Source organism: Micromonospora sp. NPDC005806 (assembly GCF_042871425.1).
Classification (GTDB): Bacteria; Actinomycetota; Actinomycetes; order Mycobacteriales; family Micromonosporaceae; genus Micromonospora.
Genome location: NZ_JBIAIL010000036.1, coordinates 45,470 through 62,529, shown reverse-complemented (window position 1 = coordinate 62,529; position 17,060 = coordinate 45,470). Strand labels below are relative to the sequence as shown.

Sequence of the window (17,060 nt, the reverse complement as noted above, 5' to 3'; positions counted from 1 at the left end):
CGGTCCAACCGGCAACACCCCGCTGCGCGCCGGGGCCCACGTACGGCTAGCCGACGCTCACGATCATGGGCGAGCGTAGGTACGCCGGCGCATCGGAGCGGAGCCGCGTCCGGTTCATCTTCGGTGGAACTCCACCAGAACTGGTGTCCGAGGGGGGATTCGGCCACATGTTCCGAGCACACCTGCTGGAAACAGGTGAGCATGCGATGACGCTATGGGTGCATCGTCGTATCGGTCAAGCAGCAAGACCGAACCGTCGACCGCGGATGCCTGCTCGCTCGGGCGGGTAGTCCGAGGCCTGGAGCGTGTACCTCATCGGCGTGTCACCTGCCCACCTGTGCCCTGGCCTCAACCCCTCGCTTCCGCGTCGCTGGCGTCGTTGATGGTTATGAGGCGCGTCTCAGCAAGGCTGCCCCGGCTCTGACTGCTGTCCAATCGGTTTCCACACGCCGGTCCAGGGCGTGCTGCAACCAGGCGCGGTCATGGTGCTCGGCACGCAGCGCGGTCAGGTCCACCTCGACATCAGGCAGTACGACGCGCCGCTCTTCCAGCGTTGTGATCCGCTCGTGCATCGCCGCCATCAAGTCCCGGTCAAGATCCCGCACGGCGTCGATGAACTCCTCGGTGGTGAGGACCAGACGGCCCCTCACCGGGTCGGCGAACGTGACATCAAGGTCCTGTTCGCAGCGTCGATTCCACCAGTCGACCGTCACCGCGTCGACACCGTTGATGATGGTGCGCCACCATCGAATCACCGGGCCGTTGCGCAGATAGCCCAAATCGAGAACGCGGTCGCCGTACCAGACCTCGGCGGTGAAGTCCTCCTCATGCTCACCCCGCTCCGGCCAGCCGGTGGAGTCCGCTTCGATGAACGGCACCAGATCGGCAGGCACCGGCTCCAGTACCGCGGGCAGCAACTGCAACAGGTCCTCCCACAGCCGAACGACGTAGTAGTCGACGTAGGGCAGGCCCACATAGCCGTCGGCCTGCCGGCGGCGCACCGTCTGGTCGGAATAGCGCAGCAGCTCGTGACCGTTCAGTTCGATCCAATACCAGCCATCGGTCAGGCCGAACCAGTGCAGAGTGCGCCGATCCCGGCCCCATGGATGCACCTAGGGCCAGCGGGCGCAGCTCGAACCGGAACCTGATCCGTGGGGCACTGGCGGCGTCAGCCATGTAAGCCACGCTTGCCCTGCTCGGGACAACGCCCACCCCGCCCCCGCAGGCGTTGCAGCCTCGCCTCCACCTGCTCGCTGCGGCCGCCTTCCAGCTGCTGCCGACGTTCCAGAGCCGCCTCGACGTGGACACCCAACGGTATGTCCGGCCACTTGCGCCACCGTCGCCGGCGCTTGACGTACAGCGTCTGCTCGACCACATCCGCGACACGCTCGTCCACCGGACCAGCCGCTCCGTCGAGTACCTGCCGCTCGTGGTGGCGGTTCGACCGGTTCGGGTAGCGCTTGTTACGGCGAATGCTCGTGCGGGAACTCTTGTCGTTCTCGCCGTAGTTGTTCCGCCGGTCGTGCTCGTAGCTGAGCTGCTTCTTCTCCTGCGGGATCCGACGGATCCTGCGACGCTCACCCCCGATCGTGACCACCCGCCGAATCCACGGCAGTTCCTGGAAAGCGTTCCACGAACGTGCGATACACGGGTGTGCCCGGCAGGCCGTCGCGGATGGCGAACACCACGTGGTCGAATCGGTCGACCACCCGCAGCGCATCGGCGAACGCGCCGGCAACCGTCGCGGGATCGTTGCGGAACACCCCGCACCCCCACGCGCCCAACACCATCGTTCGATGCCCGTTCGCAGCGGCGACCTCCAGCACCCGCCGGGCACGCCGGACCAGCACCGCCGGCACATCCGCAGCGTGCTCGGGCTGGTTGCGCACGATCGCGCCCAGATTCGGCGCGGCAGCGGTCAGAAACGACGTCATGTACGCCTGGTGGAGCAGGTTGCCCTTGTCATCCCGGAACACCGGCACGCCCGGGGAGTAGATGACCCTGTCGCTGTAACGCAGATCCCGCTGCCCGCGGTGGAATGCATAGAACTCCGGCACGGCAAGTAGACATGGGTACAGCGCCGACGAGCGAGCGATGCTCTCCTCCTGCGCCTTCGCCCCGCCCAGGAACCCGCCACCCGGGTTCTTCGCCGACGCGAACACCAGACATGCCGCACCAGGCCTAAGCCGGTAGGCCGCCTGCAACGTCGACTCGTACGTCACCTCCACCTTGCCGGCGCCGGGCTCCGCGTTTCCCACCGCGAGCACCTCGTCCGGCAGGTAATGACGGGTGCCGGCGACCGCGGCACGTACCGCCTCACCGATGACGACCTCATCACCGGTGCCATTGCGATAGCGACCGGACTCGGCGATCGCCACCGTCTGCCGAGCGATCTCACGAAGACGACCGCTCACCGGCACACCCGGTGAATCCGAAAATGAAGGGCGTGCACAGCCAGCAGGCTAGGCAGGCAGAGCGGCTACCGACAAGCAGTTTCCCCGACCCTGCACGACGCCGTGGAAGAGCGGCTCGTTACCGACTTTATGCACCGGCCTTGCCGACGCGAGCACGCGGCTCGACGAGAACGAGCCCGCCAAGGCGTTGGGCCCGCCGAGCCGATGCCGGTGACCGTGTCCCTCTCCTTCGGCGTGAAGGCCAACCGCATAGCGCTGGTCGTGCGTGAGTGAAATGACCCAGCCGAGAAACCGACCATAGCGGTCAGCGATGATTTTCCGCCCATGCGGGATTCGCTAGGGCGGCCACGCGGTTCCATGCGGGTACGCCGCCGGCGAGCATCCAGGCCCGGGTAGGTTTCGCGCCGAAATTCGGCGTCACGAGATCGTCGGCGAGCCGCCGTTGCTCGGTGACCAGAGCGCCCGCGGCTCCCGGCGTGCCCTTCGCGATTTCGCGTTCGATGTGAATGACGGTCTCGACATGACGGCGCACCGACCATGCGTTCCGCCGGTCCACTTCGTCGGCGTCGACGACCGCCGTCAGCGTCATCAGTGGTGGTTCGACCACCTCGGCCAGGCACGCGGCAAGCCGGTCATGCCCGTCGAGGAGCAGATAGCAGTCGAGGCTGCTCACCCACCACAACAGGATCGGCGGCATCGTGCCGTCGCGGACCTGCTTGCGGTACGCCTTCACCCGCGCATCGTCGTGCCGGGACATCGGTCGCATGGGGAGCACGAGACCGCTGCCGCCGTGGCCGTACCAGTCAAGCTCACCGGCACCATCGTCGACCAGCAGCTCGGACCACCGGTCGGCGATGGGGGCGGGCTTGAGAACCGACCCGCACGCCGCCACATACCGCAGGTACGGTGCGCTCGCCTGCAACAACCACCGGCTCGGATACAGCGGCCCGACGCTGCTGGTGGTGAGCAGGTCCGCGAACCGGTACGCCCATCGCATGTCCCGGTCGGCAGCCGGGGCCTCGCCGAGCTGGCGGGTCTCCACCGATCGGATAGGTGGCATGACCGACCTGTAGCCGTTCAACCGCAGGTAATCGACATAGTGGTAAGCAGCGTGCTGGCGGGCAAGGAACACGACCGTCGATCCCTGCCGGATCTGAAGACGCCTACCCCCAGTGGCCTCCACCGCAAGTCCCGCACGTGGGGGCGCAGACGTGACATCGAGGAGCAGGCCGTGCCAGCGGGCGCCAAGGATCAGATCTGCACGGTGAGCGCGGACACCGCTGGTACCACCCTGGATCTCCTCAACATCCACGACGCCGTTCTACACGACCACCAGCATGACCACGATCAGATATCCGCAGGCTCCACCCGGAGTTCGAGCCCACCAGGGCAAGCGAATCCTGCACGGCTGCCCGGGGCATCCAGCCGTCCCCTCAGGTAGCCGAACCACCTGCGAGCGGTACGCCGCGTCTCACAGCCCTCCGACGCCACCCCGTAGCCCCTGAGCCTCACCAGCCGGCTGCTGCGGGCCGCACCGCCCTGCCCGCAGCGTCATGCGATGATCTGCCCGCTCAACCGTGAACGGTCACCGCCCTGGGATCGGGAGATCAATCGTGGGGTTCTTCGGCACCTACCTCTTCGACGGACACCGGTGGACGGCACACCAGCCTGCCGAACAGCCGACCATCCCGGAACCGTGGCTGCTCGTCGACATCCATGACAGCGACATCGCAACGCTCACCTACCGTCCGCCGGGTCCCGGCAGCGGCGTCGCTTATCTCGGCGACACCCCCCGCACGTACTTCGAGAATCCGGACGCCTCGGCCCCAATCGACGTGGCCCGTGAGGCTGCCGGCCTGGGCGGCTGGTGGGCACAGCAGCACGGCGGGGCGAGCGACACCGAGCGCAGGGCGAAAGAAGCCGAACTGGCCGCCTACCTCGCCGAGGACCTCGACCCAGCAGAGATCGATCTCGACGACGAGGACGATGACGACGACCTGGACGACGCCGAGATCTTCGTAGAGGTCAAGACAGCACGGTTCCTCGCGGCGCTCGACCTGCCCGTGCCCGACGACCTACCCCGCTGACCATCCCAGCCGCGGGACGGGACCTCCTCGACCGAACCGTGTGAGCCGCGCCAGCATCCGCATATCGGCGGTTACCCGCTACCCCGACCCGGTGCGGGTCGACGCCGCTCACCCACACCACACCTCCTAGACCGTCCTAGGAAAATGCCATGACGCATCCCCAACCGCTCTACCACCACCGCGCCGCCCGCGCCTACCGGGGCCGGCCCAGGTAGCCCACTGGGGGGTGCGGGCCCGTTGGCCGCTGCTTGCGGCAGGAACGGGGCTGCGCGGGGTCGTCCGTCCCGTCATGATCGACGTCGTGAGTGGCGTCTTCCCGTGTCCGTGCTGCGGGCACCTGACCTTCGCTGAGGGACCGGGCTCGTATGAAATCTGCCCGGTTTGCTTCTGGGAAGACGATCAGATCCAGCTGCGCTGGCCGGACTGGTCAGGCGGTGCGAACAAGCCGTCGCTGATCGAAGCCCAGGCCACGTTCGCCCGGATCGGGGCGTCCGAGGAACGCCTCGTGCGGCATGTTCGCCAGCCGCTGCCCGACGAGCCGGTCGAGCCGGGCTGGCGGCCCATCGGGCCCGGGGTGGATCAGTTCGAGCCCACCGGCGTTCAGGAGACTGGATGGCCAGCGGACCGTACCGCCTTGTACTGGTGGCGTGCGACGTTCTGGCGGCGGAGGTAGACACGGTGGCCAAGTCCAAGTCCGCCCGGCGCAGCGTGCGGTTGCGCTCCCACGGGCAGCTGACGCCCGTCGACCGCGGCGACGCGCTGGTGACGGTGTCGGTGGGGCCGCACAACGAGGCGATCGCCATGTGGTCCACCGCCTCCGGCCGCAGGGCGTTGCAGGCGCGCACGACTCGGCCAGGCTGGGCATCGTTCCCCGAGCCGACCACAGATGCCGGTGTGCCGGTTCACGTGGCGACGTATGCGCCCCAGGTCACCTCGGCGGTCCGTATCGCCGACCTGACGCTCGCGCACTGTCATGTCCAGCCGCTGCCGGAGGGTCGGATCCTGGTGGTTGGGTCCCGCTGCCGGTGGCGACCCGAAGGCGCCGACCGCAACGCGATCATCGTCGACGCCGACGGTACGGTCACTCGCCGCAGCACCCTCGGCGACGGCATCGAACACGTGCTCGCCACCGCGTCCGGAAAGATCTGGGCCGGCTACTTCGACGAAGGTGTGTACGGCAACTTCGGTTGGGGTGGACCGGGGCCCGCACCGGTCGGCGCGACCGGCATCGTCCGGTTCACCGAGAACCTGCACCCCGAGTGGTACTTCCCCACCGACGACCTCGACCCGATCGACGACTGCTACGCGCTCAACGTCGCCGGTGAAACCGCCTGGAGTTCGTACTACTCTGGCTTCCCGGTCGTACACATCGAAGACACCGTCCGGTCATGGCCCGGCAGCGGCTCCGCCGCCAACGCCCTGATCACCGACGGCACCCGGTGCGCGCTCGTCGGCGGATACCGGGAACACCACGGCCGGATGCTCGTCGGTGACCTCGACCAAGGCCACTTCAAGCCGTACCGACTCACGCTGCCCGGCGACCGACCACTGGCAGACCGCGCCCGCATCGTCGGCCGCGGCGCGGACTTGCATGTCTTCATCGACAGTGCGTGGTACCGGCTGAACCTGGCCGACCTGCCGTGATGGGTTCCATCCACCGCGCCCACTCCGGTTCGTTCGCGTGTTAACGCTGGTCGTCCCGGACTTCTGGCCGAGGAACTGAGGCAGGGTGGAGATCAGGCACTGCACGATGCAGCGATCCCTGCCGGCATCGGCCCGAGGTCCCCGACCCAGCCCTCGGGCGTCACGTTGACGTGCTCGCGCAGCGGCCTGACGACCTCTGGTGTACCCGACGACCGTTCGCGGAAGCCGTCCGCACCGATCTTGTCCGCCATGTCGGCCACAACCAAGGCGAGATTCGAGCCAGAACGGCCAGCAGATGTTTCATGATCGACAGGACACGCCCTACACACCAACACCAGCCTCGCGCCCGACTCGGTGAGCTCCCGGGTGAACCTCAGGTCACGGCCGGCGGTCGGGTCGAACCGGTCGGCGAGTTCCGCCAGCACCTCGGACCGGTGCTGCTCATGCTTGGCGGCCGTCTCGTCGGATTGGGCCGATGGTCGCAACGCCCAGCAGAAGCGCCGCGACACCCGCTGCTCGTCGCGTTCGACCGCGTACATCAACGCCGGCCGCCGCCCTCGCCCGTCGCGGGCGTCCATGTCGGCACCCGCCAGCAGGAGCACGTAGCCCACCACACCGAGCGCCTGCCTCGCTGAACCTCAGTCCCGCGGTCCCGGGTCGAGCATCCAGTGCCCCGTCGTGGTCCAGCCGAGCAGCCGTCGGCCGGTGCCGGCCCTGCCGTCCGCGTCGAACTTTCCACCGCTGATCACGTGCGCGAGTCCGGTCACGGCCGGCGCTATCCGGGCCCGCACGTGGTCTGGCTGGGTGGCCAGCCGCTGCTCGGCGTATTCCGGGAAGGCCGTCTGCTCCTCCCAGGTGGACAGCGACAGGAAGAACAGCATTTGCCGCCACGCGTACGCGGTGTTCTTGACGGTGCCCAGCGGCCGGGGGTTGTGGTGGATGCGCGCCGTCAGCCGCAGCACGGTGTCCATGCACTGCTTCGCGAGGTCCGTCGAGGGCAGGTCGATGCCGAGCTCGGCGATCGTGGCCAGGTTGTGCGTGGTCAGGATCTGCGCCTGTTCGACGATGATCCCGTTGGCCGCGACGTTGAACCACGACCGCTTGCCGCGGGCGCCGGCCCGGTCGCGGCACAGCTGATCGAAGGCGTCCGAGGTCCGGGTACGCCGAAGCATCCGCCTGCTGGTGTCGTCGATCGCGGCGATGGCCGGGTAGTCGATGTCGTAGTACCGCGCGTACAGGCTGTCCGCGAGCGGCCGGCCAGCGAGTGTGGCCGCCTGGAGGAACTTCGCCGAGAACGTGCCCATGAAGATGTCGGCCGCGAGTTCCTCGACCCACGGCAGCTGCAGGCTCGCCTGCTTCGACAGCGTCGACAGTTCGCCGACGAGCGGGTTGGGCAGCACCGTGGCCGGGAACCCGCGGACCGCGGCGGTTGCCAGCCGGACCAGAGTGCGACGCGCCTGGTCGCGAGTGTCGCTGGTATCGATCCGCGCGGACGCGACCGCCTGGACCCAGGGCAGCTCGACCAGGCGTACCTGGTGCTCCAGGTTCAGCAGCAACAGCGAGCGGCGATTGCGGAACGCACGGTACGTGGCGTCCATCAAGATGCGCAGCGCCAGGTCCGGGTACGCCGAAGCCGCGGTCGCCGCCGCCAGCCGCGGGGTAAGCCGCGCCAGCTCCTCCGCCGAGGCGATGACGCCGCGGTCGATCAGCTGCTCAGGGGTTCCGGCGGCGGCGCGGGTGACGACGCGGGCGACGGGGCGGGGCGTCGGCCAGCCCGCCACCACACCCGCCGGGTGAGCTTCGTCAGCGTCGACTGGGCGCAGCACGTGGTCGACGTCGCTGATACCGATGTCCTGCGGCAGGCCGGCCAACCGGGCCGCGACCAGCTGCGCGAGCTGATGGTGGCGGGGTCGCGCCGCCTGGCGGGCCTGCTGCCGGCGTATGGCGGTGTGCTCGAGGCCGCCCGGCTGTCCGCGCTTGCGCAGCATCCCAGCGACCACGCTTTGGACCAGGCCACGCTCGCGCGGCGTCAGCTCTGCTCCGGCCACGCGTCGCTCCAGCCCGGTTCGCAGTACGCCGATGCTGCCCTTCTGGTTGCGATGCTTGCTGCAGAGGGTGTGCTCGGCGGTGAGCTGCTGGTAGCGGGCCAGCAGCTGTACGGCTCGCGGCAGCCAGCCGTCCGGCGTCACCGCGCCGATCCGGCCGCCGTTGCGGGTCTCGCACCACAACGTCAGCAACTCGTCGGCGAACGGATTCCACACCGTCAGCGCCTCGCGCATCGTCTCGATCTGCGCATCCGGCTGCCGCTGCTCCAGGATCTGGCGCACATCGCCCGCCGTCTGCCGATACACGACGTCCGGGTCGCCGGCGCGCTGATCGCTCGGAGCCGGGGTGAACCGCAGCCGGTCGGCGAACGGTGCGATCTCCTCCAGCACACCCAGGGCGGCGTCGCGCTCGCCAGCTCGCAGCAGCCACGCCACCACCGGCAGCGCCGTCTCCTCCGCGTACTCCACCCGGTAGCGGCCGCTGTCGAGCAGCTCGCCCAGCTCCACCAATCCCGCGTCGGTCAACCAGGACCAAAACAGCGCCCGGCGGTCGGCCGGCAGGCCCAGCCGCTGCGCCCGGTCGGTCTCGTCCGGGCGCAGCGGACCGCCCGCCGCCGGCTCCCCAGTCGCGAACCCGCCGTGGACCACCTCCGGCGTCACCCACACCGGCAGACCCCTCACCGGGGTACGCGAACCGATGTCCAGCCCTCCCCCGGCCACCCCGTCCACGACCTGCTGCCAGCGGCGTACCCGCAGCTCCGCCCGCTGACGGGTGGCCGCGTCCTCATGCGTCCCGGCGCTCGTCAGGGCACGCGCCAGCTGGCCCAAGGGGAAGCCTGCGCCGATGCGGATGTCGTTGTCGCTCACGCCAGCGTGGCGGGCCCCGCCCCCGCGCCCTCCGGGATGCAAGCCCGGTGCTCTCCTCACTGAGCTACACGCTGATGCCGCGACACTCTACGCAGGTCACCGCCGCATACGCAGCCGAGATCCGAAGCAGCGATGACCGACTGCCGCGATCCAGCCCTCGCCAATGCTGATAGCCGCGGCGGAAGCTGTCGCCCCCGTCTGCGACGATCCGCTGACGATCGTCGCGGAGGTGAGCTGATGGGCGTCGACTACTTCTGGAAACGCGTGCTAGGCGAAACGATCGGCGGCGCTACGCCGAAGGACCTGGCCGACCTCGTGCCCGACTGGTTCGACGGCAACTTCGCCAGGCAGCAAGAGGCCCGGCTTCTGGTCGGCGCCGAAGACACCGGAGCGCTCATCGATGCTCTTCTCGGCATGGGTGCCACCGGCACCGACTGGGAGGCCGCAGCCAGAGCGTTCAGCGGCTCGCCAGCGAACTGGGATGACTACTGGATGGTCGGCACGCTCAACACGGATACGGTCGGTCTGGTGGCCGAGTTCCTGACCGCCGTTCCCGTCGATACGTGGGCCGCCCGGCATCGCACCGATCTCGCCGACTATGCAGGAAAGCTCGGCTACCATCGCCCGTTCGACGACGATTGGGCCGAGCAGGTCGTCAGCGACATCCGCGAGCTCACCGGACTGTTCCAGGCCGCGGCGGCCGCCCGCGAGACCATCATCCTGAAGATCGTGGCGTGACTGCTCCCTGGTGAAGCCGTCGACCTGAGGGTCAGCTGTGACGGCCCACGTTTCTCGGCGACCGGACGGGCTAACCCCCCGGACCCCGTCCTGCCTCTGGTCAGGGTGGAACTGCCGAAACGTGGTGGCGCTACCCAGCGCTGTCCAGCATCCTGGTCGCCGTGCTCCTCGCGCAACGTGTCCGGGTCCGCTGGGGTGCCCACGCCCGCGGGGCGACGCACGCTGTGCGACGTCGGTCGGTCGCGGAGGCGTATGAACTTCCGCCGCTACCGGCGGGCGAGACGCTCGTCGTGCACGATGTTCTGGCTGACGAGGCTGACGGCTACCGGCCTGCGTCGTCCGTCGGTTCGGGTGTTCAGGCGGTGCAGGCGGTCGGGCTACATGTCGACCTCACCGCAGACGGCGTGGTGATTGAGCGTCTCCCCGCCGGGGCCGCGTACCCGGCTTGGCACACGTCCTACCGGATGTTCACGCTCCGACCTGGTCAGTACGGCCGCTACCGGGCCAATTTCCGATTCACCGGTTGCGCCTGCGCCGCCCGCTGGTACTACGAGGCCTGGACGGTGCACGTCGCGTCCGCGTCACCTCGACCGGACCTGTTCCTCAGCGCCGTCGCTGACCGTGACGTTGATCAGCGTGTGCATCTGTACGGCGGTCCGGCCCGCCGAACGGCAAGACAACGGCCAGCATGATGCGGTCACAGCTGATCAGTTGGCCGGACCGCGCAGGTTCTCGCCGTCAGGCGCTCCGATGACAAGCGATCCGCCGGGGCGCAGGACCGAGCAACCAGCAGGCGCGCTCGCCGAGGAGGAGAGCCTGTGGGAGTTGCGCTCCGGCTTGGCGCGTAGCCCTGCCCTGCCCGCCTCCCTTGTTGAACAGCTGACTGCGCTGGGCGACGCCTCGGTGTGGCTTGAGCTGGCCGACCGAGACGATCTCAGCGGAGACCAGATCCGCCTCCTGGCTCGCCGCGGTGACGCCCAGGTGGTGATTCGTCTGCTGTCGCGCGGGCTGTTGCCGCCGGACGAGGTTGACCGCTTCGACCCACCGGTCGTGATCGCTTTGGCGGACATCGCTGCGATCCCCGAGGACTGGGCATGGCGGCTCGCCGCCAGCCCAGACCCGGCCATCCGTGGAGCTCTCGCCGCGACCACGCATCTGCCAGCCGACGTTGTTGCCGCCCTCGCCGACGACCCGGACCTGGAGGTGGTCGCCGAGGCCGCCAGATCGCCGAGGATCAGCGACACCTTGGCGGAGCGGCTCGCAACCCATCCGCATCTGAGCGTGCGCCGAGCACTGGCCTGCAACGAACACGCACCGAGTCACCTCCTCGTCGCGCTGGCCGAACGCCGCACGCCGCCCGCAACACTGTGCCCAGCATGCGACGGCTCCGGCCATTGGCTGGCAGAGCATTGGAGCTGCGACGGCAAGCACCAGGACGCACTGCACGACCTGGACTACGCGCTCACACTCAATCCACGCACGCCCGCCGAGACCGTCAGCCGCTTCACCGCGCATCCGTCGATACACGTGCGCTGGCGGCTTGCCGTCCGAACCGACCTGCCGCAGGACGCCTACTGGGCCCTCGCGCAGGATCCGACTCCCGGCATCCGCAGCGACGTAGCCGCGAACCCGGCCATCGACGAAGCGCTCATCCGGGCCATGGCCGGCGACACCACCTATGACGTACGCCGGCGCCTCGCTCACAACCCAGCCGTGCCCCTCGATGTCCTCGCCGAGCTGGCCGCATCGGCGAAGATCGGCCCCACCCTGCTGCCGCGCATCGCGGCAGCCACACCCGCCGAGATCAGCGAACTCGCTGCTTCGACGGTCCCGGCCGTGCGGATGCTCCTCGCCGCGCGACACGACCTTCCCAGCCAGATCATCGATCAGCTCGCCGACGACCACGACGCCAAAGTGCTCACATCCCTCGCTACGAACCCAGCCTTGAGCGAAGCCCAGCTACGGACGATGGTCGCGGCGCACGGTCCACGGGTCGCCGCGAAAGTCGCCGGCAACCCGTCCTGTCCGCCCGACCTGCTGATACAGCTTGCCCAGCAGACCCCACCGGTGCAGAAGGCGCTCCGCCGCATCGCTGAACACCCGAACGCTCCAGCCGAGGCCCTACTTGCCTGCCTGGCCGACGAGCAGGCACGCCGGATCGCCGCGAGCCACCCCGCACTGCCCGCACAGACGATCATCCAGTTGCTCACCGACGCCAACACCAGCGTTGCCGCTGCTGCAGCAACCAATCCGTCGCTCCCCGAAGCAGTAATGCACGACCTCGCGGCGTCAGATGACGGATCTACTGCACCGTGTTAGGCCTACGCGTCGGCGTACGTGTGCTGCCGTAAGCGCCAGGGCTCACCCGGGTTGGGCCGCCAGGCCCCGGTGCCTGGTGGCATCGCGGCCAGTTCAACGATCGTGCCGTCCGCCGCGACCAGATGCTCCATGCAGACCAGGACGGCGTTGCCGTTCGGATCGTTCACATCGTCGGAAACCAGCCAGTCACCCTCTGCATCATGGACTACTGATCTGGCCGACTCGGTGCCTTCGAGCACGGTGCGCTGGACTATCACCCCGAGGTGCTCCGGGAACCGGTTGCCCGGGTACGGCCAGGCCACGCCACGGACGACTTCATGCGTCATCCGGCCAGCATGCCAGACCGCACCTCCCGCACTCGCCCATCAGGGGATCTTGGAGCCTGATCCGGCTCGTGGAAGACTCTGGGTGTGTCGTGCGGCGTTCCCCGAACCGTCAAGGCGATCGGCACCGCCGAACTCATCCGACTGGACGCCGAGGCGATTGCGTACGGGTTCAACCGCAACCACGGCGCCGGCTGGCTCGCCGATTACGCCGCCCTTGAGGCAGTGCACTACCTACGCCCCGTGTTCGTGCCCCGGGCGGCGGCCTGAGTTTTCCCCGCACTGGCGGTGCATGCTGCTGCTGACGATGCGAGACGGCCAGGAAGTCTTCTCGCTGCTGGATGTCTGGCCCGCCTCGTTCGACCACCTGCCCGAGACCCTGGATACGGCCACCAAGCGCGCGATTGCCCACCGACTGGACTACGGAGAGCTGCCGACCTCCGCGCAATGGACAAACCTCAACACCTGACATGCCCGTACGCAGGCACACCAGCAGATCCGCCGGCCGGGGTCAGTCACGGACCATCGTGAGGCGGGGAGTTCACTCGTCCGCCGGGGCGGGTACGCGCCAGCCAAGTGGTGAGCATCCGGCTGGTGTCCTCGCCGAGTGCCGCCGCCGCTCGTGCCGCCAACGCGACGAGCTCGCCGTGCTGCGCGACGGTGACCGGCAGCTCGGGTGGTGGAGTGCGGCGCCAGGTGGTTCGTGCGGCGTCCCGGGCGAGGCGGGTCACGTCGGCCTTGCCGCGTTCGGCCAGGCGAGGGTCTGGGTCGAGGGTGAGCATCAGGGCGGCGCGCAACTGAACGTCAACGCCGTGGCCACACAGGAGGCGGTAGCCGGCCCGACGCAACTCCACCCGACCTTCCCCGAGCAGCTGCCACGGAAGGCGCGGCGGCAGGGCACCGGTGAAGGGCCGCAGCGCGGTGGTCACCTCCCGGACCACCGCCGGCGACGGATCTCGCAGCAGCGGAAGCACCTCCTGCGCGACTACCGCCTCGAGCAGTCGCAGGCCTCGTACCGCCTGGGCACGGACCCTAGATTGCGGGTGGCTCAGCAGCGGCTGCAGCAGCGGGGCATCCGCTGCCGAGCCGGTCTCGGCAAGCCCAACGATCGCACCCAGCGCCGGCTCTCCGGCGCTGACCGCAGTCCGGTAATGCTCTCGGGCGTCGATGCCGAGCCGGCGGGCCGCGTCCCGGGCCACCGCCCGGACCAGCGGCGCGTCATCATCCAGGTACGCGGCAACGTCGCTGTCCTGACCGACCCGGACCAGGCCGGTCAACGCCACCACCCGCAGCTCAGCACGAACCGACCGGGCCAGGCGACCCAGAACGTCATGCCGGCGGGTCCAGGCCGCCTCACGGCAGGCCGCCTCAGCCGCTCGGACCCGAATGCCCACATCCGAGTCAGTCTCGGCGCAGGTCACGTAGTCGGGCAGACGCAGCCAGCCCTGAGCCAGGACGATGTCGAACACGAACCGCCGCTGCCGGCGGCCAGTCGAACCCAGCAGCCCACGCCACACCTCGGCCGGTGCCGACAGCAACGCCGCCCGTATCTGGGTGACGGCGAAGCCACCTCGCAGCCGCGCGTCGAGGCGCAACGACATCGGCAGCACCGCCGGCAGGTAGCCGCCCGGATCGTCGGCGAGCAACAACGCCAGCCCGGCCCGCGCCCGATCCCGTACCGGCTTGACCCAATCACCGGTACGCAGCACCAGGAACGGCATCACCTCCGGGCACGGCCGACCGACCATCGCCGCGACCGCGCGTTCCCGGATCCGCCCGTCGCCGTGCATGCTCGCCAGCGCCATCGCCACAGGCCCCGACGTCGTGATCGAGAAACGCCCCCCGACCCGCCGCAACGCGGGCTCCTGGTACGGGCCGTACCACGGTCCCTGCCGCGCGTGCCCATCGAGCCGGGCCACCAACCCCGGAACACCAGCCATCATCGCCAACGCCGACCGCGCCACCACCTCCTCGCCGGCAGCGTCGACCTCAAGCAGGACGTCGACCAGACGATTCAGTGCCTCCCACCGGCCCCCGGAAGCGTCATCGACCGCGATCCGCACCGCCCCGAGAGGCGCGCACTCCCCCACCACCGGCGGCTGACCCCGGCTGCCCCGTCTCCCCCAGATCACCCCGCCATCCTGCCCGAGACAACAAGGCAGACCGCATTCGATTTCCTGGTGTTGGCCGCCCTCGCCGAAGCCGTCGCCGTCGTCGCGTAGGGCCGGCCCCCCCGAAGGCCACACCGAACTGATCGCCGCGATCACCGGCGAGCCCACCATGCGCCAGCCATGGCTACGGCCTCTGGTAACCGAACTACGCCGGCCAACCCATCACCCGCCCGGAACTGACCAGTCGAACCAGCGCGCGACCGCCAGCCCGCGCCCACATCGTCGAACCGATGCGACAGGCGGCACGAGCTGCGACCTCACGACGGCGGGTGGACCGGCTACGCCGCCGTTATCAGCGTCAGTGCCGCTGTGACGACGACAGGCAGCCGGCCGTCGTCGGTGGAAATATCGGCGGCGAGCGTATCGACCGGTCGGGCAAACTGGCCGCCGTGCATGCACGTACCGTCGCCGAGCTGTCCGACCTCGTCGCCTCCCGCGCGAGGGTGAAGTTCCTGCACTTCTGGGGCCACAAACCGCAGCCGGACGGCAGCATCGGCGCCGGCTGCCTGAGCCAGTGGTGGCACGCCCCATTCACCGTCGGCGGGCGCGAATTCGCTACCGCCGAGCACTACATGATGTGGTCCAAAGCGACGCTGTTCGGCGACACCGACATCGCCGATCAGATCCTGACCGCATCGCACCCGCACCGGGCCAAGACGCTGGGACGGCAGGTCCGCGGCTTCGATCAGGCCGTGTGGGAGGCTCGGCGGTACGCGATCGTGGTCACCGGCAGCATCGCCAAGTTCGGGCAACATGCCGACCTGCGGTCGTACCTGCTCGGCACCGGCGACCGGATCCTCGTGGAAGCCAGCCCGGTGGACCGGATCTGGGGAATCGGGCTCGCCGCTGACGATCCACAGGCCGGCGATCCGGCACAGTGGCAGGGCCAAAACCTGCTCGGCCTCGCGCTCATGGACGCCCGCGATCAGCTACGCCAGGACAGCCAGTGATCGACACGCCAGCTGTGCGGAATGCCCGTGACAGGGCTCTACTCACGTCGTGGATCGATGGAAAGACGCCGAGGGTCCGACGGCGTGGTCGCAGTGTGGAGGCTGGGCTCGTGACCCACACCAGGTCGTAGGGGCGGGGGCTGCCGATGAGATGGTGCACGGCGGCGAAGATCGCGTCGGGGATGTGGTAGTCGATCACGGCCGGGTGCTGGGGCAGCCGGCGGCACGCAGGGCGACGGCCGGCCGAACGTGCCGGTGGTGAACGGGCAGCTCGGGTGGCACGGGTCGCCGGGGCCTACGGACGCACTCGTTGTTGTGGCCGAACTAGGCGCGCGGGATGGGTGCCGCGGACGGCCTCGTACTCGCGGACCAGGCCGGCGAGCAGGTCGCGGACGGTTGGCGGCCTGCCCGGTGGCCGTGCGGCAATCCGCCACGTACGGCCCCGGCACCCCGGAGGCCAATTCAATTATGTCTCGTACGGGTCCCAGTGAGCGGCGTAGCGCAGCAGCGAGCGGGCCAAATCGGGGTGGGCCGCCGCCCACCGGGTGTCGAAGAGGAACCACTGGTCGAACCCGAAGAAGCCGTCGATGTACCGGGCGACCTGCGCGATGTGCGGATCGAGCCGGATCAGCGACTCGGTGGGCCGCTCCGCAGGCAGCAGTTCCAGCATCTCCCGGTGGACCGCGTCATGCGCGGGCGCTCGGTCGAGGCTGGCGGCTGATGGGGCGTATCCGGGCAGCTGGGCGTAGCGCTCCAGCGCCAGGCCGACGTCGTTCTCTCCGGGGGCGACGAGGGCCCGCAGCAGCCGGGCGTCATGCGGCCAGTGGTGGGCGTCGGGGCCGTCGACGCCGCGCAGGTGGGCGGCGAGGTCCGGCAGGGTCAGGCCGGGAAAAACGATGGCACCGGTTAGATCCAGGTTCCGATAGGTATCGGGCGATTCCCAGCACAAGCGGACCGAGAAGACGGACTCCGGCCCGGGCGGAGCCAGCCGGACGGTACGGACCGGAACGCCATGGCTGAAGACCACGGCGGGCGCGGCCGTGCTGGCCGGCAGGGGCCAAGTTTCGTGCAGCAGAAATGCAAGCCGGTCAGGCGACGCAGCGGCGGCCTCATCGTCGACGAAGTAGTAGGCCAGGTCCACCTCGTCGTCATCGGTACGCACTCTCAGGGCGTGCTCACCGAGCCGAATGAAGCCGCCCTCGTCGTCACCCTCCACCCACAGGTATTCGTTCAGCAACCCGCGCAGTTCGTCAACGGACTCCGGCCGAGGCAGGTTCCGCTTCCGGACCTCCTCGAAGATCGACTCCAAGCCGTACACGTTGCCGCCCAACTCGCTGTCGATCCATACGTCCGGGTTGTCGTGCTCCCAGCCGCGGCGGAACCAGTCGAGCACGGTCGCGTCGGGCACGGTGACCACCCGCTTACTGAACGGAGAATCCTCCCGCCAACGGCACACGAAGTACATGCGGCTGACTCTAGGCAGGCGGTCCGACAGGATGTGC

The 17,060-nt window shown here is 69.1% G+C and carries 18 protein-coding genes and 1 tRNA gene; 9 read left to right on the top strand and 10 right to left on the bottom strand.

The features are described 5' to 3' along the window. Nucleotides 1-386: 386 nt before the first annotated feature. The 4 genes from ACFYOS_RS28610 to ACFYOS_RS28595 form a co-directional block, all read right to left on the bottom strand. Complete coding sequence (locus tag ACFYOS_RS28610; RefSeq protein ID WP_387148184.1) at nucleotides 387-1,112, bottom strand: DUF5984 family protein; 726 nt, start codon at nucleotides 1,110-1,112, stop codon at nucleotides 387-389. Between the two features lie 56 nt (nucleotides 1,113-1,168). Further along, the gene (locus tag ACFYOS_RS28605; protein ID WP_387148181.1) at nucleotides 1,169-1,597 is read right to left on the bottom strand and encodes a hypothetical protein; all 429 of its coding nucleotides are present in this window, start codon (nucleotides 1,595-1,597) and stop codon (nucleotides 1,169-1,171) included. Then, nucleotides 1,578-2,414: a TIGR02452 family protein gene (locus ACFYOS_RS28600; RefSeq protein WP_387148178.1), complete on the bottom strand. Its 837-nt coding sequence runs from the start codon at nucleotides 2,412-2,414 to the stop codon at nucleotides 1,578-1,580. The genes ACFYOS_RS28605 and ACFYOS_RS28600 overlap by 20 nt, the downstream gene beginning before the upstream one ends. A 304-nt stretch (nucleotides 2,415-2,718) precedes the next feature. Beyond that, nucleotides 2,719-3,546 carry a hypothetical protein gene (locus ACFYOS_RS28595; RefSeq protein WP_387148175.1) on the bottom strand — a complete coding sequence of 276 codons (828 nt, stop codon included), beginning with the start codon at nucleotides 3,544-3,546 and terminating at the stop codon, nucleotides 2,719-2,721. Between the two features lie 481 nt (nucleotides 3,547-4,027). On the opposite strand from ACFYOS_RS28595, the gene ACFYOS_RS28590 reads away from it, so the two are divergent. From ACFYOS_RS28590 to ACFYOS_RS28580, 3 genes are all read left to right on the top strand, one after another. Then, nucleotides 4,028-4,501: a hypothetical protein gene (locus ACFYOS_RS28590; protein WP_387148172.1), complete on the top strand. Its 474-nt coding sequence runs from the start codon at nucleotides 4,028-4,030 to the stop codon at nucleotides 4,499-4,501. A gap of 289 nt (nucleotides 4,502-4,790) precedes the next feature. Then, the gene (locus ACFYOS_RS28585) at nucleotides 4,791-5,174 is read left to right on the top strand and encodes a CPCC family cysteine-rich protein (RefSeq protein ID WP_387148170.1); all 384 of its coding nucleotides are present in this window, start codon (nucleotides 4,791-4,793) and stop codon (nucleotides 5,172-5,174) included. Next, nucleotides 5,114-6,145 (top strand): hypothetical protein, encoded by a 1,032-nt coding sequence (locus ACFYOS_RS28580; protein WP_387148167.1) that lies wholly within the window; start codon nucleotides 5,114-5,116, stop codon nucleotides 6,143-6,145. The genes ACFYOS_RS28585 and ACFYOS_RS28580 overlap by 61 nt, the downstream gene beginning before the upstream one ends. Before the next feature lie 92 nt (nucleotides 6,146-6,237). Here the strand turns inward: ACFYOS_RS28580 and ACFYOS_RS28575 are convergent, their stop codons facing one another. From ACFYOS_RS28575 to ACFYOS_RS28565, 3 genes are all read right to left on the bottom strand, one after another. Beyond that, the gene (locus ACFYOS_RS28575; protein WP_387148164.1) at nucleotides 6,238-6,747 is read right to left on the bottom strand and encodes a hypothetical protein; all 510 of its coding nucleotides are present in this window, start codon (nucleotides 6,745-6,747) and stop codon (nucleotides 6,238-6,240) included. 36 nt (nucleotides 6,748-6,783) lie between these two features. Continuing rightward, entirely contained in the window at nucleotides 6,784-9,057 is a 2,274-nt protein-coding gene (locus tag ACFYOS_RS28570; protein ID WP_387148161.1) for a hypothetical protein, read from the bottom strand. Between the two features lies 1 nt (nucleotide 9,058). Beyond that, nucleotides 9,059-9,131 (bottom strand) — tRNA-Ala (locus ACFYOS_RS28565). Between the two features lie 163 nt (nucleotides 9,132-9,294). On the opposite strand from ACFYOS_RS28565, the gene ACFYOS_RS28560 reads away from it, so the two are divergent. The 3 genes from ACFYOS_RS28560 (at nucleotide 9,295) to ACFYOS_RS28550 (ending at nucleotide 12,114) form a co-directional block, all read left to right on the top strand. Next, a complete protein-coding gene (locus tag ACFYOS_RS28560; RefSeq protein WP_387148158.1) occupies nucleotides 9,295-9,795 on the top strand; it encodes a hypothetical protein in 501 nt (166 codons plus the stop codon). 161 nt (nucleotides 9,796-9,956) lie between these two features. Further along, nucleotides 9,957-10,487 (top strand): hypothetical protein, encoded by a 531-nt coding sequence (locus ACFYOS_RS28555; protein WP_387148151.1) that lies wholly within the window; start codon nucleotides 9,957-9,959, stop codon nucleotides 10,485-10,487. A 58-nt stretch (nucleotides 10,488-10,545) separates the two neighbouring features. Further along, nucleotides 10,546-12,114, top strand: coding sequence for a hypothetical protein (locus ACFYOS_RS28550; protein WP_387148148.1), 1,569 nt, complete (start codon nucleotides 10,546-10,548; stop codon nucleotides 12,112-12,114). A 2-nt stretch (nucleotides 12,115-12,116) separates the two neighbouring features. On the opposite strand, the gene ACFYOS_RS28545 is transcribed toward ACFYOS_RS28550, so the two are convergent. Beyond that, complete coding sequence (locus tag ACFYOS_RS28545) at nucleotides 12,117-12,440, bottom strand: hypothetical protein (protein WP_387148145.1); 324 nt, start codon at nucleotides 12,438-12,440, stop codon at nucleotides 12,117-12,119. An 84-nt stretch (nucleotides 12,441-12,524) separates the two neighbouring features. Between ACFYOS_RS28545 and ACFYOS_RS28540 the strand changes: the two genes are divergently transcribed. Together ACFYOS_RS28540 and ACFYOS_RS28535 are read left to right on the top strand one after the other, a co-directional pair. Then, on the top strand, nucleotides 12,525-12,707 hold the full coding sequence (locus tag ACFYOS_RS28540) for a hypothetical protein (RefSeq protein ID WP_387148142.1): 183 nt from the start codon (nucleotides 12,525-12,527) through the stop codon (nucleotides 12,705-12,707). A 22-nt stretch (nucleotides 12,708-12,729) separates the two neighbouring features. Further along, nucleotides 12,730-12,906, top strand: a complete 177-nt coding sequence (locus tag ACFYOS_RS28535; protein ID WP_387148140.1) for a hypothetical protein — start codon at nucleotides 12,730-12,732, stop codon at nucleotides 12,904-12,906. A gap of 46 nt (nucleotides 12,907-12,952) precedes the next feature. Here ACFYOS_RS28535 and ACFYOS_RS28530 read toward each other — a convergent pair whose 3' ends face one another. Then, nucleotides 12,953-14,704, bottom strand: coding sequence for a HEAT repeat domain-containing protein (locus tag ACFYOS_RS28530; protein WP_387148137.1), 1,752 nt, complete (start codon nucleotides 14,702-14,704; stop codon nucleotides 12,953-12,955). A gap of 293 nt (nucleotides 14,705-14,997) precedes the next feature. Between ACFYOS_RS28530 and ACFYOS_RS28525 the strand changes: the two genes are divergently transcribed. Next, on the top strand, nucleotides 14,998-15,558 hold the full coding sequence (locus ACFYOS_RS28525) for an NADAR family protein (RefSeq protein WP_387148203.1): 561 nt from the start codon (nucleotides 14,998-15,000) through the stop codon (nucleotides 15,556-15,558). Nucleotides 15,559-16,024: 466 nt separating this feature from the next. Here the strand turns inward: ACFYOS_RS28525 and ACFYOS_RS28520 are convergent, their stop codons facing one another. Then, nucleotides 16,025-17,023: a hypothetical protein gene (locus ACFYOS_RS28520; protein ID WP_387148134.1), complete on the bottom strand. Its 999-nt coding sequence runs from the start codon at nucleotides 17,021-17,023 to the stop codon at nucleotides 16,025-16,027. Between the last annotated feature and the right edge of the window lie 37 nt (nucleotides 17,024-17,060).